We start from the raw sequence: 23897 nt of genomic DNA, 5'->3' as shown, positions 1-23897 counted from the left end.
CACCGGCTTAATCATCCGCGGCCCTGCCGCGGCTTTCCGGGGAGAGCCGATCTCCGGGAGGACAAGCCTGCATAGATGGGGAAAGGAATTCGCGCTTCTGGAGGAACCATCCTTCCGGAGCGCCGCATTCGTTTTCTCGGCCCTAGGGTTCGCGGGAATTTCCCGTTCATCCCCAGGGGGACAGGCGGGCCTCGATCCGGGCAACCGGAGAGGGGTCAGGGCGGGGAAACCCGCATGAACCGTTGTCCTTCTGGGTGTCGCATCCGATGCGCCGCCTGAGGATGGCAGAGCGCAGAGAGGGGCAGGGATTATCCTGTGCCCCGATCCGGAGAAAGCACGTGGATAGAGCTGGTAAAGAAGAGCTCGTCTCGACACTCAACTCGGTCTTCTCGAAGGCCAGTGTGGTTGTCGTCGCGCATTATTCCGGCCTGACTGTTGCCCAGATGCAGAAGCTCCGCAAGGAGATGAAGGCTGCTGGCGCCACGGTGAAGGTCGCGAAGAATCGCCTCGTGAAAATCGCGCTCGATGGCACTGATGTCGCGTCTATCGCGGGCCTGATGAAGGGTCCGACCATTCTTGCCTATTCGGATGACCCGGTCGCGGCTCCGAAGGTGGCGGTGGATTTCGCCAAGGGGAACGACAAGCTCGTGATCCTCGGCGGGGCGATGGGCAAGACCGCTCTCAACGTCGATGGTGTGAAGGCCCTGGCCACCATGCCGTCGCTCGACGAACTGCGTGCGAAGCTGATCGGCCTGATCCAGGCCCCGGCGACGAAGATTGCGCAGCTCTCGACCGCGCCTGCCGCAAAGCTGGCGCGTGTGTTCGGGGCGTATGCCAAGCGAGACGAAGCAGCCTGAGACGAAGAACCCGATCTGGGGCCGCCCGTTTTCATGGGCCGCCTCGCGAAAAACGAATGCAACGATTGATAGCCGAAGGATATGACCATGGCTGACCTGTCCAAACTCGTCGACGAACTGTCGAACCTCACCGTTCTCGAAGCCGCCGAACTGGCCAAGATGCTCGAAGAGAAGTGGGGCGTTTCCGCCGCCGCCGCCGTTGCCGTTGCCGCCGCTCCGGCTGGTGGTGGCGCTGCTGCCGCTGCCGTTGAAGAGAAGACCGAGTTCACGGTTGTTCTCGCCTCTGCCGGCGACAAGAAGATCGAAGTCATCAAGGAAGTCCGCGCCATTACCGGCCTGGGCCTGAAGGAAGCCAAGGACCTCGTCGAAGGCGCTCCGAAGCCGGTCAAGGAAGGCGCTTCCAAGGACGAAGCCGAGAAGATCAAGAAGCAGCTCGAAGCTGTTGGCGCCAAGGTCGAACTCAAGTGAGTTCGGCCCTCCGGGGCCCCTGACATCATTGACCCGCGCAGGTTTGCCTGCGCGGGCCTTTTGGTCTGAAAGACCCGGTGGTTCGTAAACCCGATCGACCCAAGCCGTTCGCGAACGGTTTCGGTCGGTTGCCTCGGTGACCGTATCCCCGTCGTATTCGGACGTGCTTTAACGAGGATCAAGATGGCGAACGCTCTGCAAGCTCAGTCGGGACAATCGAAAACCCTGGTTGGGCGGAAGCGGCTTCGGAAATTCTTCGGAAAAATCCGTGAAGCAATCGAAATGCCGAACCTCATCGAGGTTCAGAAGGCATCGTATGACCAGTTCCTGATGGTTGACGAGCCCAAGGGCGGCCGCCCCGAGGAGGGGCTGCAGAGCGTCTTCAAGTCGGTTTTCCCGATCTCGGATTTCTCCGGCGCGTCGCTGCTCGAGTTCGTGCGGTATACGTTCGAGCCGCCGAAATACGATGTCGACGAGTGCCGCCAGCGCGGCATGACCTTCGCTGCGCCGCTCAAGGTGACGCTGCGCCTCATCGTGTTCGATGTGGATGTCGATACCGGCGCCCGCTCGGTCAAGGACATCAAGGAACAGGACGTCTATATGGGCGACATGCCGCTCATGACGTCGAACGGCACCTTCATCGTCAACGGCACCGAGCGCGTCATCGTCTCGCAGATGCATCGCTCGCCGGGCGTGTTCTTCGACCATGACAAGGGCAAGAGCCATTCCTCGGGCAAGCTGCTCTTCGCTGCGCGGATCATCCCGTATCGCGGCTCGTGGCTTGATATCGAGTTCGACGCGAAGGACATCGTCCATGCGCGTATCGACCGCCGCCGCAAGATTCCGGTGACCTCGCTCCTGTTCGCGCTGGGCATGGACCCGGAAGAGATCCTGTCGACCTTCTATCGCAACCTGACCTATATCCGCGATGGCAAGGGCTGGCGCATGCCCTATGACTGGGAGCGCTTCAAGGGCCTGAAGGCGGCGACGGAATATGTCGATGCCGAAACCGGCGAAGTGGTCATCGAGGCCGGCCGCAAGATGACCGCACGTGCTGCGCGCGTGCTGGCTGAAAAGGGCCTGCGCTTCCTGCGTGCGACCGACGAGGACCTGCTCGGCCAGTATGTCGGCGAGGATATCGTCAACGCCCAGACCGGCGAAGTCTATGCCGAGGCTGGCGAAGAAATCTCCGAGAAGCTCCTGAAGCTATTCGTCGAAGCCGGCATTGTCGAGCTGCCGCTGCTCGACATCGACCATGTGAATATCGGCCCGTATATCCGCAACACGCTGGCGGTGGACAAGAATTCGCGCCGCGAGGAAGCGCTCTTCGACATTTACCGCGTGATGCGCCCCGGCGAACCGCCGACCGTCGACACCGCCGAGAAGATGTTCCAGGACCTCTTCTTCGATGCCGAACGGTATGATCTCTCGGCTGTCGGCCGCGTGAAGATGAACATGCGCCTCGATCTCGACGCGCCGGATACCCAGCGCACCCTGCGCAAGGACGATATCCTTGCGGTGGTCAAGGCGCTGGTCGAACTGCGCGATGGCCGCGGCGAGGTCGATGACATCGACCATCTCGGCAACCGCCGCGTCCGCGCCGTCGGCGAGCTGATGGAGAACCAGTATCGCCTGGGTCTCCTGCGCATGGAACGCGCGATCAAGGAACGCATGTCGTCGGTCGATATCGACACGGTGATGCCGCAGGACCTGATCAATGCGAAGCCGGCCGCGGCTGCGGTGCGCGAGTTCTTCGGCTCGTCGCAGCTCTCGCAGTTCATGGACCAGACCAACCCGCTGTCGGAGATCACCCACAAGCGCCGCCTCTCGGCGCTTGGCCCGGGCGGTCTGACGCGCGAACGCGCCGGCTTCGAGGTGCGTGACGTCCACGTCACGCATTACGGGCGCATCTGCCCGATCGAAACGCCGGAAGGCCCGAATATCGGCCTGATCAACAGCCTCGCCACCTTCGCCCGCGTGAACAAGTATGGCTTCATCGAGAGCCCGTTCCGCAAGGTCGTGGACGGCAAGGTGACCGATGACGTCGTCTATCTCTCGGCGATGGAAGAGCAGAAGCACTATGTTGCGCAGGCCAATGTGCCGGTCAACGAGGATCGCCACCTCACGGACGACCTGATCGTGGCGCGTCATGCGGGCGATGTCATCACCGTTCCGGTGGACAAGGTCGACCTGATGGACGTGTCGCCGAAGCAGCTCGTTTCGGTGGCGGCGGCGCTCATCCCGTTCCTCGAGAACGACGACGCGAACCGCGCGCTCATGGGCTCGAACATGCAGCGCCAGGCGGTGCCGCTGGTCCGCGCCGATGCACCCTTCGTGGGCACCGGCATGGAATCGGTGGTGGCCCGGGATTCCGGCGCGGCCATTGCGGCCCGCCGGTCGGGCATTGTCGACCAGGTCGATGCGACCCGTATCGTCGTCCGCGCGACGGACGAGATGGATCCGACCAAGCCGGGCGTCGATATCTATCGCCTGATGAAGTTCCAGCGCTCGAACCAGTCGACCTGCATCAACCAGCGCCCGCTGGTCCAGGCCGGCGACATTGTGACCAAGGGCGACATCATTGCTGACGGTCCGTCGACCGATCTCGGCGATCTGGCCCTCGGCCGGAATGTGCTCGTCGCATTCATGCCGTGGAACGGCTACAACTTCGAAGATTCGATCCTTCTTTCCGAGAATATCGTGAAGGAAGACATCTTCACCTCGATCCATATCGAGGAATTCGAGGTGATGGCCCGCGACACCAAGCTGGGTCCGGAAGAAATCACGCGGGATATTCCGAACGTCTCGGAAGAGGCGCTGAAGAATCTCGACGAGGCCGGCATCGTCTATATCGGCGCGGAAGTGCAGGCGGGGGATATCCTCGTCGGCAAGATCACGCCGAAGGGCGAAAGCCCGATGACGCCGGAAGAAAAGCTCCTCCGCGCCATTTTCGGCGAGAAGGCCTCGGATGTCCGCGATACGTCGCTGCGTGTCCCGCCGGGCGTGCAGGGAACGATCGTGGAAGTGCGCGTCTTCAACCGCCATGGCGTTGACAAGGACGAGCGCGCCCAGGCGATCGAGCGCGAGGAAATCGAACGCCTCGCCAAGGACCGCGACGACGAACTCGCGATCCTTGACCGCAACACCTATGGCCGCCTCGCCGACCTGCTGGTGGGCAAGCTGGGCATTGCCGGGCCGAAGGGCTTCAAGAAGGATACCGACATCTCCCGTGACACGCTCGACGGCTTTGCCCGTTCGCAGTGGTGGCTTTTCGCGGTCAGTGATGACCGCCTGATGGGCGAGATCGAGGCGATGCGGAAGCAGTATGACGAATCGAAGAAGCGCCTTGAACAGCGCTTCCTCGACAAGGTCGAGAAGCTGCAGCGCGGCGACGAATTGCCGCCGGGCGTGATGAAGATGGTCAAGGTCTTCATCGCCGTGAAGCGCAAGATCCAGCCGGGCGACAAGATGGCCGGCCGTCATGGAAACAAGGGTGTCGTGTCGAAGATCGTTCCGATCGAGGACATGCCGTTCCTGGAGGACGGGACCCCGGTCGATATCGTGCTCAACCCGCTCGGCGTGCCGAGCCGCATGAATGTCGGCCAGATCCTCGAGACGCATCTCGGCTGGGCCTGTGCGGGCCTCGGCCGTCAGGTTTCGGAAGCCGTCAACGCCTATTACCGGCAGGGCGATATCAAGCCCCTGCGCGACAAGATGGCGGATATCTACGGTGACGACCCGACAATCCGTTCGCTGAATGATGGTGAACTCGCCTCGATGGCGAAGAACCTGAAGCGCGGCGTGCCGATCGCCACCCCGGTCTTCGACGGCGCCAAGGAAAGCGACATCGAAGCCTATCTGGAGAAGTCCGGGCTCAATATGTCGGGTCAGGTCACGCTCTATGACGGCAAGACCGGCGAGCCCTTCGATCGCCAGGTGACGGTGGGCTACATCTACATCCTGAAGCTGCACCACCTTGTCGATGACAAGATCCATGCCCGTTCGATCGGTCCGTACAGCCTCGTCACCCAGCAGCCGCTGGGCGGCAAGGCCCAGTTCGGCGGCCAGCGCTTCGGGGAAATGGAAGTCTGGGCGCTCGAAGCCTATGGCGCGGCCTACACGCTGCAGGAAATGCTCACGGTCAAGTCCGATGACGTGGCCGGCCGGACGAAAGTCTACGAGAGCATTGTCCGCGGCGAGGATAATTTCGAAGCCGGCATTCCGGAGAGCTTCAACGTGCTCGTCAAGGAAATGCGGTCGCTGGGCCTCAATGTCGACCTCCAGTCGACAAAGGTCCGGAACGACCAGCTGCCGCCGGCGGAGGCTGCCGAATAACCTGCAGGCGGGGAGGGGAGGCCCTCCCTTTCCGGCCCGGCGTGTCTCGCCCGGCCGTCGTGATCGCGTAGGATAGAGTTATCGGATCGGGATTCGCTGCCAGACGTGGCTGACGTGATCCTCCAGGAGACGACTGATGAAACAAGACGTCATGAACATCTTCAGCCCGCAGGTGGCTCCGCAGGTCTTCGACCATATCCGGATTTCCATTGCCTCGCCGGAGAAGATCCTGTCCTGGTCTTACGGCGAAATCAAAAAGCCGGAAACGATCAACTACCGCACCTTCAAGCCCGAGCGCGATGGCCTGTTCTGCGCCCGCATCTTCGGGCCGATCAAGGATTACGAGTGCCTGTGCGGCAAGTACAAGCGGATGAAGTACAAGGGTGTCATCTGCGAGAAGTGCGGTGTCGAAGTCACGCTCAGCCGTGTCCGGCGCGAGCGGATGGGCCATATCGAGCTCGCAGCCCCGGTGGCGCATATCTGGTTCCTGAAGTCGCTGCCGAGCCGCATCGGCATGCTGCTCGACTTCACGCTGAAGGATATCGAGCGCGTTCTCTATTTCGAGAGCTACATCGTCATCGAGCCGGGCCTGACCCCGATGAAGCAGTATTCGCTGCTCTCGGAAGAGGATTACCTGCGCGCGCAGGACGAGTATGGCCAGGACAGCTTCACCGCCATGATCGGTGCGGAAGCCATCCGCGAAATCCTCAAGTCGATGGACCTGCCGAAGCTGGCGGCTGACCTGCGCGAGGAAATCGGCGGGACCGATTCCGACCTCAAGAAGAAGAAGCTGGCCAAGCGCCTGAAGATCATCGAAGCCTTCATGGAATCCGGCAACCGGCCGGAATGGATGATCCTGCAGGTTGTGCCGGTCATTCCGCCGGATCTGCGCCCGCTGGTGCCGCTGGATGGCGGCCGCTTCGCGACGTCGGACCTCAATGATCTCTACCGCCGCGTCATCAACCGCAACAATCGCCTGAAGCGGCTGATCGAATTGCGCGCGCCGGACATCATCATCCGCAACGAGAAGCGCATGCTTCAGGAAGCGGTGGATGCGCTGTTCGACAATGGCCGCCGTGGCCGCGTCATCACCGGCGCCAACAAGCGCCCGCTGAAGTCGCTCGCCGACATGCTGAAGGGCAAGCAGGGCCGGTTCCGCCAGAACCTGCTCGGCAAGCGCGTCGACTATTCCGGCCGTTCGGTCATCACCGTCGGCCCCGAACTCAAGCTCCATCAATGCGGCCTGCCGAAGAAAATGGCGCTCGAGCTGTTCAAGCCCTTCATCTATTCCAAGCTGGACGCCAAGGGCTTCTCGGCCACGGTGAAGCAGGCGAAGAAGCTCGTCGAGAAGGAGCGCCCGGAGGTCTGGGACATCCTCGACGAGGTGATCCGCGAGCATCCGGTGATGCTGAACCGCGCCCCGACCTTGCACCGTCTCGGCATCCAGGCCTTCGAGCCGGTGCTGGTGGAAGGCAAGGCGATCCAGCTGCATCCGCTCGTCTGCACCGCCTTCAATGCGGATTTCGACGGCGACCAGATGGCGGTTCACGTTCCGCTGAGCCTCGAGGCGCAGCTGGAAGCGCGCGTGCTGATGATGTCGACCAACAACATCCTGCACCCCGCCAACGGCCAGCCGATCATCGTGCCGAGCCAGGATATCGTGCTCGGGCTCTATTACCTCTCGATCATGTCCAACGGCGAACCGGGCGAGGGCAAGCATTTCTCGAACCTCGCCGAGATCGAGCATGCGCTTGCGGCCAAGGTCATCACCTATCATTCCAAGATCAAGTATCGCTGGGAAGGGATCGGCCAGGACGGCAAGTCCTTCAAGAAGGTCTACGAGACCTCTGCTGGCCGCGTGGTGCTGTCACAGCACCTGCCCAGGCATCCGCAGGTGACCTTCGATGTCGTGAACAAGCTCATGACCAAGAAGGACATCTCGGCGATGATCGACGCCGTCTACCGCAGCTGCGGCCAGAAGGAAGCGGTCATCTTCTGTGACCGGATCATGTCGACGGGCTTCTACCACGCCTACAAGGCGGGCATTTCGTTCGGCAAGGACGACATGGTGATCCCCGAGAACAAGTGGCAGATCGTCGACGAGACGCGCGTGCTCACCAAGGATTACGAGCAGCAGTATCAGGACGGCCTGATCACCCAGGGCGAGAAGTACAACAAGGTGGTCGATGCCTGGGCCAAATGCTCGGACAAGCTTGCCAACGAGATGATGGCCCGCATTTCGGCCGTGCGCCGGGATGATGCCGGCCGCGACAAGCCGGTGAACTCGATCTACATGATGAGCCATTCCGGCGCCCGCGGCTCGCCCACTCAGATGAAGCAGCTCGCGGCGATGCGCGGCCTCATGGCCAAGCCGTCGGGCGAGATCATCGAGACGCCGATCATCTCGAACTTCAAGGAAGGCCTGACCGTGCTCGAGTATTTCAACTCGACCCACGGCGCCCGCAAGGGTCTGGCCGATACCGCGCTGAAGACGGCGAACTCGGGGTATCTCACGCGCCGCCTCGTCGATGTCGCGCAGGATTCCATCATCTCCGAAGTCGATTGCGGCTCGGAGAACGGGATCAAGATGCGTGCGATCATCGATGCCGGCAACGTTGTGGCGAGCCTCGGCGTCCGCATCCTCGGCCGTACGACGGCGGAAGATGTGGTCGATCCGGTCTCGGGCGAGATCCTCGCGGCACGCGGCACCCTGCTTGACGAAAAGGACGTGGCGGTCATCCAGGCGGCCGGTGTCCAGGAAGTGAAGATCCGCTCTGTGCTGACCTGCGAAACCAAACGCGGTGTCTGCGCGACCTGCTACGGGCGCGACCTCGCGCGCGGCACGCCAGTCAACCAGGGCGAGGCTGTGGGCGTCATCGCGGCGCAGTCGATCGGCGAACCGGGCACGCAGCTGACGATGCGTACCTTCCATATTGGCGGGGCGGCGCAGTTCAACGAGCAGTCTTCGCTCGACTCGAATTTCGAGGGCAAGGTCGAGATCCGCAACCGGGCCGTTGCCCGGAATTCGGAGAACGAGCTGATCGCCATGGGCCGCAACGTGGTCATCGCGATTGTCGGGCCGGATGGCAAGGAACGCGCAACCCACCGGATCCAGTACGGTGCCAAGCTGAAGATCGACGAAGGCGACGTCATCAAGCGCGGCCAGCGTATTGTGGAATGGGACCCGTATACCCGCCCGATCATTGCGGATGTGGATGGTGCCATCCGCTTCGACGATCTCGTCGAGGGCGCGTCGATGTCGGAATCGGTCGATGAATCGACCGGGATCGCCAAGCGCGTCGTGATGGACTGGCGCGGTTCGAGCCGGACCTCGGATCTCAAGCCGTCGCTCGTTGTGGTCGATGCCAATGCCAAGGTGGCGAAGCTGCCGCGCGGCGGCGATGCCAAGTACCTGCTTCCCGTTGACGCGATCATCGCGGTCGATCCGGGTTCCAAGGTCAAGGCGGGTGACGTGATCGCCCGTATCCCGACCGAGAGTGCCAAGACCCGTGACATTACCGGCGGTCTGCCGCGCGTCGCGGAACTGTTCGAGGCGCGCCGCCCGAAAGAAGCGGCGATCATCGCAGAAGTGGCCGGTACCATCCAGTTCGGCCGCGACTACAAGAACAAGCGCCGCATCACCATCGTCCCGGACGAAGAGGGGATGGAGCCGATCGAGTACCTGATCCCGAAGGGCAAGCACATCCATCTGCAGGATGGCGACCGGGTGGAGAAGGGGGACTTCATCCTCGAAGGGCCGCCGGCGCCGCATGACATCCTCGCCGTCAAGGGCGTCGAGGAGCTGGCCGCGTTCCTTGTGAACGAGATCCAGGAGGTCTATCGCCTCCAGGGCGTGAACATCAACGACAAGCATATCGAAGTCATCGTTCGTCAGATGCTTCAGAAGATCGAGATCACCGATATCGGGGACAGCGATCTTCTGGCTCAGGAACAGATCGACAAGGTCGAGTTCGACGAGATCAACCTGCAACTGCTGGAGCAGGGCAAGAAGCCGGCGCAGGGCGTGCCGGTGCTGCTGGGCATCACCAAGGCCTCGCTGCAAACGCGGTCCTTCATCTCGGCTGCCTCGTTCCAGGAAACCACGCGCGTGCTCACCGAGGCGTCGGTCAACGGAAAGATCGATACGCTCGACGGGCTCAAGGAAAACGTCATTGTCGGCCGGCTGATCCCCGCCGGCACGGGGGCGATGATGAATCGCATCCGCGAGGTGGCGATGCGGCGCGACGATCTCATCGTGGCGCAGCAGGAAACCGACGCACGCGAAGCGGCGAACGACGTCCGGAGCCTGCCGGCCGCCGAGTAAACGGCCGCATTTCTCGACGGGAATCACGGGGCGGGCCTTCGGGTCCGCCCCTTTCGTCTGGAGCATCGTGACCCTTTCCAACCTGCCCGGGCGGGGATGAGGGGTCTTGTGGTGGCGGGGTCGGGGGTTTGCGCTTCCGTGGCGGGAGCAAAATCCGCTGATCGTGCCGGCATTGGTGTCAAAACGGGAAAAGGGTGTTGACAATCCGGGCCTGCCGAGTCAGAAGCACGCCACTTAGCAGGCTGTGATCTGTGCATGCTTCGCGAAACATCGCGGAACGACCCGGATCAAACGCTGCTTTCCAAGCGACCAGCAACAGATCGATCCGTGATCCTGGATCATTGATCGAGCCGGTCATGATCGTACGGTCCGTCCGTCCGATCCTCTGGTTCAGGCGCCTTTTGGGCCCGCTCAGGCATGGCCCGAACGGCGCGTTTTTGCGCTTCGTACCGGCCTTCGTGCCGGACGGGTGCAGGACGGCCCCGCAAGGGGCTGAAACATGCGGGCTTTCGGGCCCAACGGGCCTCCTTCGGGAGGGAACAGGTAAGAGAAGGGCATCGAATGCCGACGATTAGCCAGTTGATCCGGAAGCCCCGGGAAGCTGTCCGCAACCGGAACAAGGTTCCGGCCCTGGAAAGCTGCCCGCAGAAGCGCGGCGTCTGCACGCGCGTCTACACCACGACCCCGAAGAAGCCGAACTCGGCGCTCCGCAAGGTCGCCAAGGTGCGTCTCACCAATGGCTTCGAAGTGATCGGCTACATCCCCGGTGAAGGCCACAACCTTCAGGAACACTCGGTCGTGATGATCCGCGGGGGCCGCGTGAAGGACCTTCCGGGCGTTCGCTACCACATTCTCCGCGGCGTTCTCGACACGCAAGGTGTCAAGAACCGCAAGCAGCGCCGGTCGAAGTACGGCGCGAAGCGCCCGAAGTAACTCGGCTCCGGTTCAAGAGGGTTTACACATGTCTCGCCGTCACGCTGCCGAAAAGCGCGAAATCATCCCCGACGCCAAGTATGGCGACATCGTGCTTACGAAATTCATGAATGCCGTCATGTATGAGGGCAAGAAATCGGTCGCCGAAAAGATCGTCTATGGCGCTTTCGACATCATCGAGAGCCGCGCCAAGGCCGATCCGCTGCCGCTCTTCAAGCAGGCTCTCGACAATGTCGCGCCGGCCGTTGAAGTCCGGTCGCGCCGCGTCGGCGGTGCCACCTACCAGGTGCCGGTCGAAGTGCGCACCGAGCGCCGCCAGGCGCTTGCGATCCGCTGGATCATCAATGCGGCCCGCAGCCGCAACGACAAGACCATGGTCGAGCGCCTCTCTTCGGAGCTGCTCGATGCTGCCAACAACCGCGGCAATGCCGTGAAGAAGCGCGAAGAGACGCACCGGATGGCGGAAGCCAACCGCGCCTTCTCGCATTATCGCTGGTAAATTCAGGCCCCGCACCGGACAGGACGAGGACACGTTATGGCCCGCCAATATCCCCTCGAGGATTATCGCAACTTCGGCATCATGGCTCACATCGATGCCGGCAAGACGACGACGACCGAGCGTATCCTCTATTACACCGGCAAGAGCCACAAGATCGGCGAAGTGCACGAAGGCGCTGCGACCATGGATTTCATGGAGCAGGAGCAGGAGCGTGGCATCACGATCACCTCGGCCGCGACCACCGCGTTCTGGGAAGGCCGTGACGGCAAGAAGAAGCGCCTGAACATCATTGATACGCCCGGCCACGTCGATTTCACGATCGAGGTCGAGCGTTCGCTGCGCGTTCTCGACGGCGCTGTCTGCGTGCTGGATTCGAACCAGGGCGTCGAGCCGCAGACCGAGACGGTCTGGCGTCAGGGCGACAAGTACAACGTGCCGCGCATCGTGTTCGCGAACAAGATGGACAAGATCGGCGCCGATTTCTATCGTTGCCTCTCGGACATCAAGACCCGCCTCGGTGCCAAGCCGGTCGCGATCCAGCTGCCGATCGGCGCCGAATCGGACTTCAAGGGCATCATCGACCTGATCCGCATGAAGGGCGTCGTCTGGGATGATGACGGTCTGGGCGCGTCGTATCGCGACATCGAGATCCCGGCTGACCTGCTCGACAAGGCCAAGGAATATCGCGAAGCGATGGTCGAAGCCGCCGTCGAAATGGACGACGCGGCCATGGAAGCCTATCTCGAAGGCAACGAGCCGGATGATGAAACCCTGCGCAAGTGCATCCGCAAGGCTGTGCTGACCGGCGCCTTCTATCCGGTACTGTGTGGCTCGGCTTTCAAGAACAAGGGCGTGCAGACGCTGCTCGACGCGGTCGTCGACTTCCTGCCGACCCCGCTTGACCGTCCGGCGATCAAGGGCGTTGATGTCGATACCGGCGCGGAAATCGAGCGCCGGTCGTCGGATGACGAGCCGCTCTCGATGCTGGCCTTCAAGATCATGGACGACCCCTATGGCGTCCTGACCTTCTGCCGCATCTATTCCGGCAAGCTGGAATCCGGTTCGACTCTCGCAAACTCCACCCGCGAGAAGCGCGAGCGTATCGGCCGCATGCTGCTGATGCACGCGAACAACCGCGAGGAAATCAAGGAAGCCTATGCCGGCGATATCATCGCCGTGATCGGCCTGAAGGACAGCCGCACCGGCGACACGCTCTGTGACCCGAACAAGCAGGTCGTTCTTGAGCGCATGGAATTCCCCGAGCCCGTGATCGAAATGGCGATCGAGCCGAAGTCGAAGGGTGACCAGGAAAAGATGGCGATCGCCCTCGGCAAGCTGGCCGCGGAAGATCCGTCCTTCCGCGTCTCCACCGACCAGGAATCCGGCCAGACCATCATCAAGGGCATGGGTGAACTGCATCTCGATATCAAAGTCGATATCCTGAAGCGCACCCACAAGGTCGAAGTGAATGTCGGCGCGCCGCAGGTTGCGTATCGCGAGACGATCACCCGCCAGGTCGAGCATGACTACACCCACAAGAAGCAGTCGGGTGGTTCGGGCCAGTTCGCCCGCATCAAGTTCGTTCTCGAGCCGAACGAGCCGAATGCCGGCTTCACCTTCGAGTCGAAGATTATCGGTGGCTCGGTGCCGAAGGAATACATCCCGGGCGTCGAGAAGGGTCTCGAGAGTGTCATCGGTTCGGGTCCGCTCGCGGGCTTCCCGGTGGTGGATATCAAGGTCAGCCTGACGGACGGCGCCTATCACGAAGTTGACTCGTCGGCGATCGCCTTCGAAATCGCCGCTCGCCAGGGCCTGCGCGAAGCCTTCCAGAAGGCCGGCGCGGTTCTGCTCGAGCCGATCATGAAGGTGGAAGTCGTCACCCCGGAAGACTTTACCGGTTCGGTGATCGGCGACCTGAACTCCCGCCGTGGCCAGATCCAGGGCCAGGACATGCGGGGCAACGCCAACGTGGTCAACGCCATGGTGCCGCTCGCCAACATGTTCGGCTACGTGAATACGCTGCGCTCGTTCAGCCAGGGCCGCGCCTCGTTCTCGATGGTCTTCGACCATTACGCCGAGGTGCCGCGCAACGTGGCTGAGGAAGTGATCTCGAAATACGCCTAAGGGCGACAGTTCAAACCGTTGAGCGCCCCGGGCGCGCATTATTCAGGAGAGCCTCATGGGCAAGGAAAAGTTTTCTCGTACGAAGCCGCACTGCAACATCGGGACGATTGGTCACGTTGACCATGGCAAGACGTCGCTGACGGCGGCGATCACGAAGGTTCTTGCCGAGACGGGCGGCGCGACGTTCACGGCGTATGACCAGATCGACAAGGCGCCGGAAGAGAAGGCGCGCGGGATCACGATCTCGACGGCCCATGTCGAGTACGAGACGAAGAACCGCCATTACGCGCATGTCGATTGCCCGGGCCACGCGGACTACGTGAAGAACATGATCACGGGTGCGGCGCAGATGGACGGTGCGATCCTGGTGGTTTCGGCGGCCGACGGCCCGATGCCGCAGACGCGCGAGCACATCCTGCTGGCGCGCCAGGTCGGCGTTCCGGCGCTGGTCGTGTTCATGAACAAGGTCGATCTCGTCGACGATGCCGAGCTTCTCGAGCTGGTCGAGATGGAAGTTCGCGAGCTTCTGTCGAAGTACGACTTCCCGGGCGATGACATTCCGATCACCATGGGTTCGGCGAAGGTTGCGCTGGATAACGGCGATCCGAAGGTCGGCCGCGACGCGATCCTGAAGCTGATGGAATCGGTCGATGCGTATATCCCGCAGCCGGAGCGTCCGATCGACCTGCCGTTCCTGATGCCGATCGAAGACGTGTTCTCGATCTCGGGCCGCGGCACGGTCGTGACCGGCCGTGTCGAGCGCGGCATCGTGAAGGTGGGCGAGGAAGTCGAGATTGTCGGCATCCGCGACACGCAGAAGACGGTCGTGACGGGCGTGGAAATGTTCCGCAAGCTGCTCGACCAGGGCCAGGCGGGCGACAATATCGGCGCGCTGCTGCGCGGCACGAAGCGTGAAGACGTCGAGCGCGGGCAGGTCCTGTGCAAGCCGGGCACGGTGAAGCCGCACAAGAAGTTCAAGGCCGAAGCCTATATCCTGACGAAGGAAGAGGGCGGTCGCCACACGCCGTTCTTCGCCAACTATCGTCCGCAGTTCTACTTCCGCACGACGGACGTGACGGGCATCGTGACGCTGCCGGAAGGCACGGAAATGGTGATGCCGGGCGACAACATCTCGTTCGATGTCGAGCTGATCACGCCGATCGCGATGGAAGAGAAGCTCCGCTTCGCCATCCGTGAAGGCGGCCGCACCGTCGGCGCCGGCGTCGTCGCCAATATCCAGGATTGAGATCACTCAATTCTCTGGCGCACCGCCAGCCATTTGGCGGTGCGCTTTCGCGTTGATGGCCCTTTCGGGGGCGAACCATCCGGGGGCGACCCCATCACGGCTCCTGCAGGGGGGCCTGGCCAGTAGCCAAGGAACAAAGCGATGAACGGACAGACCATCCGCATCCGCCTCAAGGCTTTCGATCATCGCGTGCTCGATTCGTCGACGCGCGAGATCGTCTCGACAGCGAAGCGCACGGGCGCGCAGGTGCGGGGCCCGATCCCGCTGCCGACGCGGATCGAGAAGTTCACCGTCAACCGCTCGCCGCATATCGACAAGAAGAGCCGCGAGCAGTTCGAGATCCGTACGCACAAGCGCGTGCTGGATATCGTTGATCCGACTCCGCAGACCGTGGACGCGCTGATGAAGCTCGACCTCGCGGCGGGTGTCGACGTCGAAATCCGTCTCTGATCGCTCCGGCGATCAGGTTTTGTGGACCTCCTCTGGTATAAGGAACAGCGCCCATGAGGTCAGGGGTAATTGCACAGAAGCTCGGCATGACCCGAGTTTTCACCGAAGGCGGGGAACATGTCCCCGTGACGGTGCTGCGTCTGGATGGCTGCCAGGTCGTCGCGCACAAGACTGCGGAGCGTGACGGCTATGTCGCGCTGCAGCTGGGTGCCGGCAAGGCCAAGCCGAAGAACGTGTCGAAGGCCGAACGCGAGCGTTTCGCGGTGGCCAAGGTCGAGCCGCGCATGAAGCTTGTCGAGTTTCGCGTCGATGACCAGGCGGTCATTCCGGTCGGCGCCGAGATCACGGCGGACCATTTCGTCGCTGGCCAGTTCGTCGACGTGACGGGCACCACCACCGGCAAGGGCTTTGCCGGCGGTATGAAGCGCTGGAATTTCGGCGGTCTTCGCGCCACCCACGGCGTCTCGGTCTCGCACCGTTCGATCGGTTCGACCGGTGGCCGCCAGGACCCGGGCAAGACCTTCAAGAACAAGAAGATGCCGGGTCATCTCGGTGTCGAGCGCGTCACCACGCTGAACCTCAAGGTCGTCCGCACCGATGCGGAGCGCGGCCTGATCCTCGTCGAGGGTGCGGTTCCGGGTGTGAAGGGTGGCTGGATCACCGTTCGCGATGCGGTCAAGAAGCCGGTTCACAAGGATGCGCCGGTTCCCGGCAAGTTCCGCCTGAACGGCGGTGCTGATGACGCCCCGGCGTCGGCTGAAACGACGGAGGCCTGAGCATCATGAAACTGGCCATCACCACCCTCGCCGGCAAGGAAGCCGGTTCGGTCGAGCTCGCCGAGGCCGTTTTCGGTCTCGAGCCGCGCGTCGACATCCTGCATCGCATGGTGCGCTACCAGCTTGCCAAGCGGCAGGCCGGCACGCATCAGGCGCAGGAGCGCTCGACGATCAACCGCACGACCAAGAAGATCTACAAGCAGAAGGGCACCGGCAATGCCCGTCACGGCTCGGCGAAGGCGCCGCAGTTCCGCGGCGGCGGCAAGGCCTTCGGTCCGATCGCGCGCAGCCATGCGCATGATCTGCCGAAGAAGGTTCGCCTGCTGGCGCTGAAGCTCGCCCTGTCGGCCAAGGCCAAGGACAGCCAGATCATCGTTCTGGACAAGGCGGAGATCGATACGCCGAAGACCAAGGCGCTGCGCGATACGTTCGGCAAGCTGGGCCTGTCGAGCGCATTGATCATCGGCGGTGCGGAGCTTCAGGACAACTTCGTCCTGGCCTCGCGCAGCATTCCGAACATCGACGTGCTGCCCGTGCAGGGCATCAACGTCTATGACATCCTGCGGCGTGAGAAGCTCGTGCTGACCACCGCCGCGCTCGACGCGCTCTCCGCGCGGCTCGCTGGTTAAGGGGAACGGACATGAGCATCGATCCGAAGCTTTTCGACGTCATCCTTTCACCGGTCATCACCGAGAAGGCGACCGCGCTCTCCGAGCATAACAAGGTCGTGTTCAAGGTGGCCAAGACCGCCACCAAGCCGCAGATCAAGCAAGCGGTCGAGAAGCTGTTCGACGTGAAGGTCGAAAGCGTCAACACCCTGGTCCGCAAGGGCAAGGAGAAGCGCTTCCGCGGCACGATCGGTCGGCAGTCTGACGTCAAGAAGGCCGTGGTTACCCTCGCCGAGGGCCACAGCATCGACGTCACGACCGGCCTTTGAGACGGGAGTGGATAGACAATGGCACTGAAGCAATACAATCCCGTCACGCCGGGTACGCGCCAACTGGTCCTCGTCGACCGGTCCGAGCTGTACAAGGGCAAGCCGGTCAAGGCCCTGACCGAGGGCAAGCACAGCCAGGGCGGCCGCAACAATCACGGCCGGGTTACCGTCCGTTTCCGCGGCGGCGGCCACAAGAAGTCGTATCGGATCGTCGATTTCAAGCGTCGCGAGAAGGTGGGCATGCCCGCCATCGTCGAGCGCATGGAATATGATCCGAACCGTTCGGCCTTCATCGCCCTGATCCAGTATCAGGACGGCACGCAGAGCTACATTCTCGCCCCGCAGCGCCTCGCCATCGGCGATACGGTGATTTCGGGCGACAATGCCGACATCAAGCCGGGCAATGCGATGCCCGTGGCGAATATCCCGGTCGGGACGATCGTCCACAATGTCGAGATGAAGATCGGCAAGGGCGGGCAGATCGCCCGGTCCGCGGGCACCTATGCCCAGATCGTCGGTCGTGACCAGGGCTACGTGATCCTGCGGCTGAACTCGGGTGAGCAGCGGCTGGTTTCCGGCCAGTGCTTCGCCACGATCGGCGCAGTGTCCAACCCGGACCACATGAACATCTCGCTCGGCAAGGCCGGCCGCAACCGCTGGCTTGGCTTCCGTCCGCATAACCGCGGTGTTGCCATGAACCCGATCGACCATCCGCATGGCGGTGGTGAAGGTCGGACCTCGGGTGGCCGTCATCCGGTCACGCCGTGGGGCAAGCCGACGAAGGGCAAGAAAACGCGTTCGAACAAGCGTACCGACCGGTTCATCGTGTCGTCGCGCCACGCTCGCAAGAAGTAAGGAGAGGCTAATGCCGCGTTCAGTTTGGAAAGGTCCGTTCGTCGACGGATACCTTCTGAAGAAGGCAGAGGCCGCTCGTGCCTCGGGCCGCAACGACGTGATCAAGATCTGGAGCCGCCGCTCGATGGTCTTGCCGGAGTTCGTCGGCTTGACCTTCGGTGTCTATAATGGCCAGAAGCACATCCCCGTGAACATCTCGGAAGAGATGGTCGGCATGAAGTTCGGCGAATTCGCGCCGACCCGTACCTATTACGGCCATGCCGCCGACAAGAAGGCGAAGAGGAAGTAACATGGGCCAGGTTGCCAATGTTCGGCGCGAGGCCGAAACGGAAGCCAAGGCGGTTGCGCGCAATCTGCGCGTCAGCCCCCGGAAGCTCAACCTCGTTGCCCAGCTTATCCGGGGCAAGAAGGTTGCCACGGCACTTGCCGATCTTGAATTCAGCCAGAAGCGCATCGCCCGCGATGTGAAGAAGTGCCTGGAAAGCGCGATCGCCAATGCCGAGAACAACCATGATCTCGACATCGACGAACTGGTGGTGAGCCAGGCCTTCGTCGGCAAGTCGATCGTCATGAAGCGCATCCAGTTCCACGGTCGCGGTCGCACAGGGCGGGTCACGAAGCCGTTCTCGAACATCACCATCGTCGTCCGTCAGGCGGGGGAATAAGCTATGGGTCAGAAGGTTAATCCGATCGGTCTGCGCCTCGGCATCAACCGCACCTGGGACAGCCGCTGGTACGCCAACAAGGCGGAATACGGCCCCATGCTCCACGAGGATTTCAAGATCCGCGAAGAGCTGATGAAGGTGCTGAAGCAGGCTGCGGTCTCGAAGATCATTGTCGAGCGTCCGCACAAGAAGTGCCGCGTCACCATCCACTCGGCCCGTCCGGGTGTGGTGATCGGCAAGAAGGGCGCCGATATCGACAAGCTGCGCAAGCAGATCTCCGCGATGACGAAGAGCGAGGTGGCTCTGAACATCGTCGAGGTCCGCAAGCCGGAAATCGACGCGACGCTGGTGGCCGATTCCATCGCCCAGCAGCTGGAGCGCCGCGTGGCGTTCCGTCGTGCGATGAAGCGCGCCGTGCAGTCCGCGATGCGTCTTGGCGCCGAAGGCATCAAGATCACGTCGTCGGGCCGTCTCGGCGGGGCTGAAATCGCCCGTGTCGAATGGTATCGCGAAGGCCGCGTGCCGCTGCATACGCTGCGCGCCGATGTCGATTACGGGGTTGCCACGGCCCATACGGCCTACGGCACCTGCGGCATCAAGGTCTGGATTTTCAAGGGCGAGATCCTCGAACATGATCCGATGGCGCAGGACAAGCGCGCCGAAACGCAGGATCAGCGTTCGCAGGGCCGCCGCGCGCCGGAAGCGGCGTGAGGAGTTTGAGCCATGTTGCAACCGAAGCGAACGAAATTTCGTAAGCAGTTCAAGGGTCGCGTGAAGGGCGAAGCCAAAGGCGGTTTCGAGCTTGCCTTCGGCGAGTTCGGCCTGAAGGCGATGGATCCGGACCGGATCACCGCCCGTCAGATCGAGGCGGCCCGTCGTGCCATGACCCGTCACATGAAGCGTGCGGGCCGTGTCTGGATCCGCGTGTTCCCGGATGTTCCCGTGTCGAAGAAGCCGGCGGAAGTCCGCATGGGTTCGGGCAAGGGCTCGCCGGAACTGTGGGTGGCCAAGGTGAAGCCGGGCCGCATCATGTTCGAGATCGGCGGCGTCGATGTCGAGCTGGCGCGCGAGGCCCTCACGCTGGCTGCTGCCAAGCTGCCGCTCAAGACGCGCTTCGTCCAGCGCATCGCCGAATAAGGGAGGGCGAGATGAAATCCAATCAGCGTCTTTCCGACCTCCGGGTCATGTCCGGCGACCAGCTTCATGACGAGCTGGTCAAGCTGAAGAAGGAGCAGTTCAACCTGCGCTTCCAGCGTGCGACCGGTCAGCTTGAGAATATGGCGCGCGTCCGCGAGGTCCGTCGCGACATCGCGCGCGTGAAGACCATTCAGCGCACCAAACTCGCCGCTGCGGCGAAGGGCTAAGGAGACTACGATGCCGAAGCGCATTCTTCAGGGCGTCGTCGTCAGCGATGTCCAGGACAAGACAGTGGTGGTGAAGGTGGAGCGTCGCTTCACCCACCCGCTGCTCAAGAAGACCGTTCGCCGGTCGAAAAACTATCATGCCCATGATGAAGCCAACAACTTCAAGGTGGGTGACGAGGTTTCCATCGAGGAGACCCGTCCGATGTCCAAGCTGAAGCGCTGGGTTGTCCTGGCGCCGGAGCAGAAGGCTTAAGCCCGGTTCGCCGGGCAAATACTTCTTGAGCTTTGTGGTCGAAGCGTATAGGGCTTCGCGCCTCGCATAAGCGAAAGAACCAAGCAAGGAACCCAACGGTTCCGGGGGAGGGGGCGTTTGCGCGCTCCCTCGTCAGGCGTAGTCCGGTCCGTGATGCGGCCCGGAAACCGATCTGAAGGAAAGGAAGGATCAGGTCATGATCCAGATGCAAACCAATCTCGACGTCGCCGACAATTCCGGCGCGCGCCGCGTCATGTGCATCAAGGTGCTCGGCGGCTCGAAGCGGAAATATGCCGGTGTGGGCGACATCATCGTGGTGTCGATCAAGGAAGCGATTCCGAAAGGCCGCGTGAAGAAGGGCGACGTTATGAAGGCGGTCGTCGTGCGCACGGCCAAGGATATCCGCCGCCCGGATGGCTCGGTGATCCGCTTCGACCGCAATGCGGCCGTGCTGATCAACAACCAGAAGGAGCCGGTCGGCACCCGCATCTTCGGGCCGGTCCCGCGCGAGCTGCGCGCGCGCCAGCATATGAAGATCATCTCGCTCGCGCCGGAGGTGCTGTAATGGCCGCGAAGATCAAGAAGGGCGACCGCGTTGTCGTCATTACCGGCCGCGACAAGGGCAAGGCCGGTGAAGTCCTGGAAGTGCGTCCGGCCGAGGGCCGTGCCGTTGTCCGCGGCGTTGCGCTCGTGAAGAAGCACCAGCGCCAGACCCAGACCCAGCAGGGCGGCATCATCACCAAGGAAGGGACGGTCAACCTGTCCAACCTTGCCGTGGCCGATCCGAAGGACGGCAAGCCGACCCGCGTTGGCTTCAAGACGCTCGATGACGGCCGCAAGGTCCGTTTTGCCAAGCGTTCGGGGGACCTGATCGATGCTTGATGTGACCAATTACGAGCCGCGGCTCAAGAAGTATTACCGCGACATCGTCGTGCCGAAGATGCAGGAGCAGTTCGGCTACAAGAATCCGATGGAAATTCCGCGCCTCGACAAGATCGTGCTGAACATGGGTGTCGGTGAATCCACCGCCGATTCCAAGAAGGCAACGGTTGCGGCGGCGGATCTCGCGGCGATTGCCGGCCAGAAGCCGGTCATCACCCGCGCCCGCAACGCGATCGCGCAGTTCAAGGTGCGCGAGAACATGCCGATCGGCTGCAAGGTCACCCTGCGCCAGGCTCGCATGTATGAGTTCCTCGACCGACTGATCACGATCGCGCTGCCGCGCGTTCGCGACTTCCGCGGCCTCAACGGCAAGTCCTTCGACGGGCGCGGCAACTACGCCATGGGCATCAAGGAACACATCATTTTCCCGGAAATCAACTACGACAAGGTTGATCAGATCTGGGGGATGGACGTGATCGTCTGCACCACAGCGAAAACCGACGAGGAAGCCCGCGCGCTCCTCAAGTTGTTCAACTTCCCGTTCCGGCAGTAAGCCCCGGCTTAGACGCGGAAACCAGGAGTTATCTCATGGCCAAAAAAGGCATGATCGAAAAGAACAGGCGCCGTCAGAAGCTCGCCAAGCAGTTTGCTGGCAAGCGTGCGGCCCTGAAGGCGATCACCCAGAACAAGGACCTGCCGCTCGATGAGCGCCTCAACGCCACGCTGAAGCTGGCGCAGATGCCGCGCAACTCGGCCGAAGTCCGCTTCCGCCTCCGCTGCGAGGTTTCGGGGCGTCCCCGGGCGGTCTATCGCAAGTTCAAGATGAGCCGTATCGCGCTTCGTGAACTCGGCAACAAGGGGCTCGTTCCGGGCCTCGTGAAATCCAGCTGGTAAGGGGGAGACATCATGTCCATGATCGATCCTATCGGCGATATGCTCACCCGCATCCGCAACGCCCAGATGCGCAAGAAGACCCGCGTCTCGACGCCGGGTTCGAAGATGCGTGCCCGCGTTCTCGAGGTGCTCAAGTCCGAAGGCTACATCCGTGGCTATTCGGAAACGCAGTTCGAAAACGGCCGCACCGAGTTCGACATCGAGCTCAAGTATTTCGAAGGCCAGCCGGCGATCCGCGAGATCCGGCGTGTCTCGAAGCCGGGCCGCCGCGTCTATTCTTCCGTCGACACCATGCCGCGCGTGGCCAATGGCCTCGGCATCACGATCATCTCCACGCCGCGTGGCGTGATGGCCGATCATGATGCGCGCGACCAGAATGTCGGCGGCGAAGTGCTCTGCACTGTCTTCTGATCAGTCGGGAAAAGGAGGTTTCCATGTCGAAAGTCGGCAAGAAGCCGGTCGATATCCCGACCGGCGCTACACCCAGGGTTGAAGGCCAGAAGGTCTCGGTCAAGGGTCCGAAGGGCGAACTCAGCTTCGTGGTTCCGGATGATGTGTCCGTGAAGCTCGAAGGCAATGTCATCACCGTTGATCCGCGGACGGAAACCAAGCGCGCCCGCGCGCTCTGGGGCACCAGCCGCGCCCGGATCAACAACCTGGTCGTCGGCGTGACCAAGGGCTTCGAGAAGAAGCTCGAGATCACCGGCGTCGGCTACAAGGCGGCGGTCGAGGGCAAGAACCTCAACCTGTCGCTTGGCTACAGCCATCCGGTCCTCTATCCGATCCCCGCGGGGATCGCGATCGTGACCCCGAAGCCGACGGAAATCGTCGTTTCGGGCATTGACCGGCAGCAGGTTGGCCAGGTTGCGGCGGAAATTCGCCAGTATCGCGGCCCCGAACCCTTCAAGGGCAAGGGCGTCAAGTACGAGGGCGAATTTATCTTCCGCAAGGAAGGCAAGAAGAAGTAAGGCAGGACCCAGGTCATGGCACATCTCACCACTACCGAACGCCGCAAGGCGCGTGTTCGCAAGCAGGTGCGGGCGGCTGCGAACGGGCGTCCCCGCCTGTCTGTCTTCCGCTCCTCCAAGCAGATCTATGCCCAGATCATCGACGATGCGAATGGCGTCACCCTGGTGGCCGCCTCGACCATCGAGAAGGATCTCAAGGGCAAGCTGAAAACCGGCGCCGATGTCGAGGCCGCCAAGGTTGTCGGCAAGCTGGTGGCCGAGCGTGCGCTCGCGGCCGGCGTGACCCGCGTCGTTTTCGATCGCGGCGAATACATCTATCACGGTCGCGTCAAGGCTCTGGCCGATGGCGCGCGTGAAGCCGGCCTCGATTTCTGATCGAGGCTCCTGCAGCCGGCGCATGCCGCGCCGGCCGCACCAAGCGAGCGGCTGTCCCTCCGGATGGCCGCGCCAGTAAGGAAAGAAGAGATGGCAGCAGAACGTGAAGGCGGCGGTGGCCGCGGCCGCGAAGGCGGACGCGAGCGGAACCGGGACCGCGAAGAGCGCGACAGCGAGTTCGTTGATCGCCTCGTCCATATCAACCGCGTCGCGAAGACCGTGAAGGGTGGCCGCCGCATGGCGTTTGCCGCGCTCGTGGTTGTCGGCGACCAGAAGGGCCGCGTCGGCTTCGGCCACGGCAAGGCCCGTGAAGTGCCGGAAGCGATCCGCAAGGCCACGGAAAGCGCCAAGCGCGCGCTCATCCGCGTGCCGCTGCGCGACGGCCGCACCCTGCATCATGACGTTCCGGGCCGCCACGGCGCCGGCAAGGTCCTGCTGCGCGCGGCTCCGGCCGGTACCGGCATCATTGCCGGCGGCCCGATGCGCGCCGTCTTCGAATGCCTCGGCATGCATGACGTCGTTGCGAAGTCGCTCGGCTCGTCCAACCCGTACAACATGGTCCGCGCCACGTTCGACGCCCTCAAGGCCGAAGACAGCCCGCGTTCCGTCGCGGCTCGCCGCGGCCTCAAGGTCTCCGTGCTGCAATCCCGCCGTCGCGATGTCGATGGTGGCGAAGCGGCTGAAGCGTGAGG

At 62.6% G+C, this 23897-nt stretch carries 28 protein-coding genes; 27 read left to right on the top strand and 1 reads right to left on the bottom strand.

Going from position 1 to position 23897, the window contains the following annotated elements; translation table 11 throughout:
- Positions 1–338: 338 nt before the first annotated feature.
- From rplJ to rpoC, 4 genes are all read left to right on the top strand, one after another.
- Positions 339–857: a 50S ribosomal protein L10 gene (gene rplJ / locus P0652_RS02540; RefSeq protein ID WP_284177178.1), complete on the top strand. Its 519-nt coding sequence runs from the start codon at positions 339–341 to the stop codon at positions 855–857.
- A gap of 87 nt (positions 858–944) precedes the next feature.
- Positions 945–1325 carry a 50S ribosomal protein L7/L12 gene (gene rplL, locus P0652_RS02535; protein ID WP_284177177.1) on the top strand — a complete coding sequence of 127 codons (381 nt, stop codon included), beginning with the start codon at positions 945–947 and terminating at the stop codon, positions 1323–1325.
- A 183-nt stretch (positions 1326–1508) separates the two neighbouring features.
- Complete coding sequence (rpoB, locus tag P0652_RS02530) at positions 1509–5660, top strand: DNA-directed RNA polymerase subunit beta (RefSeq protein WP_284177176.1); 4152 nt, start codon at positions 1509–1511, stop codon at positions 5658–5660.
- Positions 5661–5796: 136 nt separating this feature from the next.
- Entirely contained in the window at positions 5797–9984 is a 4188-nt protein-coding gene (gene rpoC / locus P0652_RS02525) for a DNA-directed RNA polymerase subunit beta' (protein ID WP_284177175.1), read from the top strand.
- 178 nt (positions 9985–10162) lie between these two features.
- On the opposite strand, the gene P0652_RS02520 is transcribed toward rpoC, so the two are convergent.
- The gene (locus tag P0652_RS02520; RefSeq protein ID WP_284177174.1) at positions 10163–10342 is read right to left on the bottom strand and encodes a hypothetical protein; all 180 of its coding nucleotides are present in this window, start codon (positions 10340–10342) and stop codon (positions 10163–10165) included.
- Positions 10343–10545: 203 nt separating this feature from the next.
- On the opposite strand from P0652_RS02520, the gene rpsL reads away from it, so the two are divergent.
- From rpsL to rpsE, 23 genes are all read left to right on the top strand, one after another.
- Positions 10546–10917 (top strand): 30S ribosomal protein S12, encoded by a 372-nt coding sequence (rpsL, locus tag P0652_RS02515; RefSeq protein ID WP_284177173.1) that lies wholly within the window; start codon positions 10546–10548, stop codon positions 10915–10917.
- A gap of 28 nt (positions 10918–10945) precedes the next feature.
- The gene (gene rpsG, locus P0652_RS02510) at positions 10946–11416 is read left to right on the top strand and encodes a 30S ribosomal protein S7 (RefSeq protein ID WP_284177172.1); all 471 of its coding nucleotides are present in this window, start codon (positions 10946–10948) and stop codon (positions 11414–11416) included.
- A 36-nt stretch (positions 11417–11452) separates the two neighbouring features.
- Complete coding sequence (fusA, locus tag P0652_RS02505) at positions 11453–13540, top strand: elongation factor G (protein WP_284177171.1); 2088 nt, start codon at positions 11453–11455, stop codon at positions 13538–13540.
- 55 nt (positions 13541–13595) lie between these two features.
- The gene (gene tuf / locus P0652_RS02500) at positions 13596–14786 is read left to right on the top strand and encodes an elongation factor Tu (protein WP_284177170.1); all 1191 of its coding nucleotides are present in this window, start codon (positions 13596–13598) and stop codon (positions 14784–14786) included.
- Positions 14787–14927: 141 nt separating this feature from the next.
- Positions 14928–15236: a 30S ribosomal protein S10 gene (gene rpsJ / locus P0652_RS02495; RefSeq protein WP_284177169.1), complete on the top strand. Its 309-nt coding sequence runs from the start codon at positions 14928–14930 to the stop codon at positions 15234–15236.
- A 53-nt stretch (positions 15237–15289) separates the two neighbouring features.
- Positions 15290–16012, top strand: a complete 723-nt coding sequence (rplC, locus tag P0652_RS02490; RefSeq protein ID WP_284177168.1) for a 50S ribosomal protein L3 — start codon at positions 15290–15292, stop codon at positions 16010–16012.
- A 5-nt stretch (positions 16013–16017) separates the two neighbouring features.
- Positions 16018–16641 (top strand): 50S ribosomal protein L4, encoded by a 624-nt coding sequence (gene rplD, locus P0652_RS02485; RefSeq protein WP_284177167.1) that lies wholly within the window; start codon positions 16018–16020, stop codon positions 16639–16641.
- An 11-nt stretch (positions 16642–16652) separates the two neighbouring features.
- On the top strand, positions 16653–16949 hold the full coding sequence (locus tag P0652_RS02480; protein WP_284177166.1) for a 50S ribosomal protein L23: 297 nt from the start codon (positions 16653–16655) through the stop codon (positions 16947–16949).
- 18 nt (positions 16950–16967) lie between these two features.
- Positions 16968–17804, top strand: coding sequence for a 50S ribosomal protein L2 (rplB, locus tag P0652_RS02475; protein ID WP_284177165.1), 837 nt, complete (start codon positions 16968–16970; stop codon positions 17802–17804).
- 10 nt (positions 17805–17814) lie between these two features.
- Entirely contained in the window at positions 17815–18093 is a 279-nt protein-coding gene (gene rpsS / locus P0652_RS02470; RefSeq protein WP_284177164.1) for a 30S ribosomal protein S19, read from the top strand.
- Between the two features lies 1 nt (position 18094).
- Positions 18095–18469 (top strand): 50S ribosomal protein L22, encoded by a 375-nt coding sequence (gene rplV / locus P0652_RS02465; RefSeq protein WP_284177163.1) that lies wholly within the window; start codon positions 18095–18097, stop codon positions 18467–18469.
- A gap of 3 nt (positions 18470–18472) precedes the next feature.
- A complete protein-coding gene (rpsC, locus tag P0652_RS02460) occupies positions 18473–19180 on the top strand; it encodes a 30S ribosomal protein S3 (protein ID WP_284177162.1) in 708 nt (235 codons plus the stop codon).
- A 12-nt stretch (positions 19181–19192) separates the two neighbouring features.
- Entirely contained in the window at positions 19193–19606 is a 414-nt protein-coding gene (rplP, locus tag P0652_RS02455; RefSeq protein WP_284177161.1) for a 50S ribosomal protein L16, read from the top strand.
- A gap of 11 nt (positions 19607–19617) precedes the next feature.
- Positions 19618–19833, top strand: a complete 216-nt coding sequence (gene rpmC, locus P0652_RS02450; RefSeq protein ID WP_284177160.1) for a 50S ribosomal protein L29 — start codon at positions 19618–19620, stop codon at positions 19831–19833.
- 10 nt (positions 19834–19843) lie between these two features.
- Entirely contained in the window at positions 19844–20086 is a 243-nt protein-coding gene (gene rpsQ / locus P0652_RS02445) for a 30S ribosomal protein S17 (protein ID WP_284177159.1), read from the top strand.
- Between the two features lie 196 nt (positions 20087–20282).
- A complete protein-coding gene (gene rplN / locus P0652_RS02440; RefSeq protein WP_284177158.1) occupies positions 20283–20651 on the top strand; it encodes a 50S ribosomal protein L14 in 369 nt (122 codons plus the stop codon).
- The gene (gene rplX / locus P0652_RS02435; RefSeq protein ID WP_284177157.1) at positions 20651–20968 is read left to right on the top strand and encodes a 50S ribosomal protein L24; all 318 of its coding nucleotides are present in this window, start codon (positions 20651–20653) and stop codon (positions 20966–20968) included. Before rplN ends, rplX begins: the two co-directional genes overlap by 1 nt.
- Complete coding sequence (gene rplE / locus P0652_RS02430) at positions 20961–21521, top strand: 50S ribosomal protein L5 (protein WP_284177156.1); 561 nt, start codon at positions 20961–20963, stop codon at positions 21519–21521. Before rplX ends, rplE begins: the two co-directional genes overlap by 8 nt.
- A gap of 35 nt (positions 21522–21556) precedes the next feature.
- Complete coding sequence (rpsN, locus tag P0652_RS02425; protein WP_284177155.1) at positions 21557–21862, top strand: 30S ribosomal protein S14; 306 nt, start codon at positions 21557–21559, stop codon at positions 21860–21862.
- Positions 21863–21874: 12 nt separating this feature from the next.
- On the top strand, positions 21875–22273 hold the full coding sequence (rpsH, locus tag P0652_RS02420) for a 30S ribosomal protein S8 (RefSeq protein WP_284177154.1): 399 nt from the start codon (positions 21875–21877) through the stop codon (positions 22271–22273).
- A 23-nt stretch (positions 22274–22296) separates the two neighbouring features.
- The gene (rplF, locus tag P0652_RS02415; RefSeq protein WP_284177153.1) at positions 22297–22830 is read left to right on the top strand and encodes a 50S ribosomal protein L6; all 534 of its coding nucleotides are present in this window, start codon (positions 22297–22299) and stop codon (positions 22828–22830) included.
- A gap of 15 nt (positions 22831–22845) precedes the next feature.
- A complete protein-coding gene (rplR, locus tag P0652_RS02410) occupies positions 22846–23205 on the top strand; it encodes a 50S ribosomal protein L18 (RefSeq protein ID WP_284177152.1) in 360 nt (119 codons plus the stop codon).
- 90 nt (positions 23206–23295) lie between these two features.
- Positions 23296–23895: a 30S ribosomal protein S5 gene (gene rpsE, locus P0652_RS02405; RefSeq protein WP_284177151.1), complete on the top strand. Its 600-nt coding sequence runs from the start codon at positions 23296–23298 to the stop codon at positions 23893–23895.
- Positions 23896–23897: the final 2 nt, after the last annotated feature.

The sequence above is a fragment of the Rhabdaerophilum sp. SD176 genome (assembly GCF_030143245.1).
GTDB lineage: Bacteria > Pseudomonadota > Alphaproteobacteria > Rhizobiales > Beijerinckiaceae > Rhabdaerophilum.
The sequence above is the reverse complement of the archived record's forward strand: the minus strand, read 5'-3'. Positions and strand labels throughout refer to the sequence as shown.

Bases quoted from the DNA above. Each gene is read 5' to 3' on its own strand.
- rplL (WP_284177177.1), top strand. From the start codon at position 945: ATGGCTGACCTGTCCAAACTCGTCGACGAACTGTCGAACCTCACCGTT.
- rpoB (WP_284177176.1), top strand. From the start codon at position 1,509: ATGGCGAACGCTCTGCAAGCTCAGTCGGGACAATCGAAAACCCTGGTT.
- rpoC (WP_284177175.1), top strand. From the start codon at position 5,797: ATGAAACAAGACGTCATGAACATCTTCAGCCCGCAGGTGGCTCCGCAG.
- P0652_RS02520 (WP_284177174.1), bottom strand. From the start codon at position 10,342: ATGACCGGCTCGATCAATGATCCAGGATCACGGATCGATCTGTTGCTG.
- rpsL (WP_284177173.1), top strand. From the start codon at position 10,546: ATGCCGACGATTAGCCAGTTGATCCGGAAGCCCCGGGAAGCTGTCCGC.
- rpsG (WP_284177172.1), top strand. From the start codon at position 10,946: ATGTCTCGCCGTCACGCTGCCGAAAAGCGCGAAATCATCCCCGACGCC.
- fusA (WP_284177171.1), top strand. From the start codon at position 11,453: ATGGCCCGCCAATATCCCCTCGAGGATTATCGCAACTTCGGCATCATG.
- tuf (WP_284177170.1), top strand. From the start codon at position 13,596: ATGGGCAAGGAAAAGTTTTCTCGTACGAAGCCGCACTGCAACATCGGG.
- rpsJ (WP_284177169.1), top strand. From the start codon at position 14,928: ATGAACGGACAGACCATCCGCATCCGCCTCAAGGCTTTCGATCATCGC.
- rplC (WP_284177168.1), top strand. From the start codon at position 15,290: ATGAGGTCAGGGGTAATTGCACAGAAGCTCGGCATGACCCGAGTTTTC.
- rplD (WP_284177167.1), top strand. From the start codon at position 16,018: ATGAAACTGGCCATCACCACCCTCGCCGGCAAGGAAGCCGGTTCGGTC.
- P0652_RS02480 (WP_284177166.1), top strand. From the start codon at position 16,653: ATGAGCATCGATCCGAAGCTTTTCGACGTCATCCTTTCACCGGTCATC.
- rplB (WP_284177165.1), top strand. From the start codon at position 16,968: ATGGCACTGAAGCAATACAATCCCGTCACGCCGGGTACGCGCCAACTG.
- rpsS (WP_284177164.1), top strand. From the start codon at position 17,815: ATGCCGCGTTCAGTTTGGAAAGGTCCGTTCGTCGACGGATACCTTCTG.
- rplV (WP_284177163.1), top strand. From the start codon at position 18,095: ATGGGCCAGGTTGCCAATGTTCGGCGCGAGGCCGAAACGGAAGCCAAG.
- rpsC (WP_284177162.1), top strand. From the start codon at position 18,473: ATGGGTCAGAAGGTTAATCCGATCGGTCTGCGCCTCGGCATCAACCGC.
- rplP (WP_284177161.1), top strand. From the start codon at position 19,193: ATGTTGCAACCGAAGCGAACGAAATTTCGTAAGCAGTTCAAGGGTCGC.
- rpmC (WP_284177160.1), top strand. From the start codon at position 19,618: ATGAAATCCAATCAGCGTCTTTCCGACCTCCGGGTCATGTCCGGCGAC.
- rpsQ (WP_284177159.1), top strand. From the start codon at position 19,844: ATGCCGAAGCGCATTCTTCAGGGCGTCGTCGTCAGCGATGTCCAGGAC.
- rplN (WP_284177158.1), top strand. From the start codon at position 20,283: ATGATCCAGATGCAAACCAATCTCGACGTCGCCGACAATTCCGGCGCG.
- rplX (WP_284177157.1), top strand. From the start codon at position 20,651: ATGGCCGCGAAGATCAAGAAGGGCGACCGCGTTGTCGTCATTACCGGC.
- rplE (WP_284177156.1), top strand. From the start codon at position 20,961: ATGCTTGATGTGACCAATTACGAGCCGCGGCTCAAGAAGTATTACCGC.
- rpsN (WP_284177155.1), top strand. From the start codon at position 21,557: ATGGCCAAAAAAGGCATGATCGAAAAGAACAGGCGCCGTCAGAAGCTC.
- rpsH (WP_284177154.1), top strand. From the start codon at position 21,875: ATGTCCATGATCGATCCTATCGGCGATATGCTCACCCGCATCCGCAAC.
- rplF (WP_284177153.1), top strand. From the start codon at position 22,297: ATGTCGAAAGTCGGCAAGAAGCCGGTCGATATCCCGACCGGCGCTACA.
- rplR (WP_284177152.1), top strand. From the start codon at position 22,846: ATGGCACATCTCACCACTACCGAACGCCGCAAGGCGCGTGTTCGCAAG.
- rpsE (WP_284177151.1), top strand. From the start codon at position 23,296: ATGGCAGCAGAACGTGAAGGCGGCGGTGGCCGCGGCCGCGAAGGCGGA.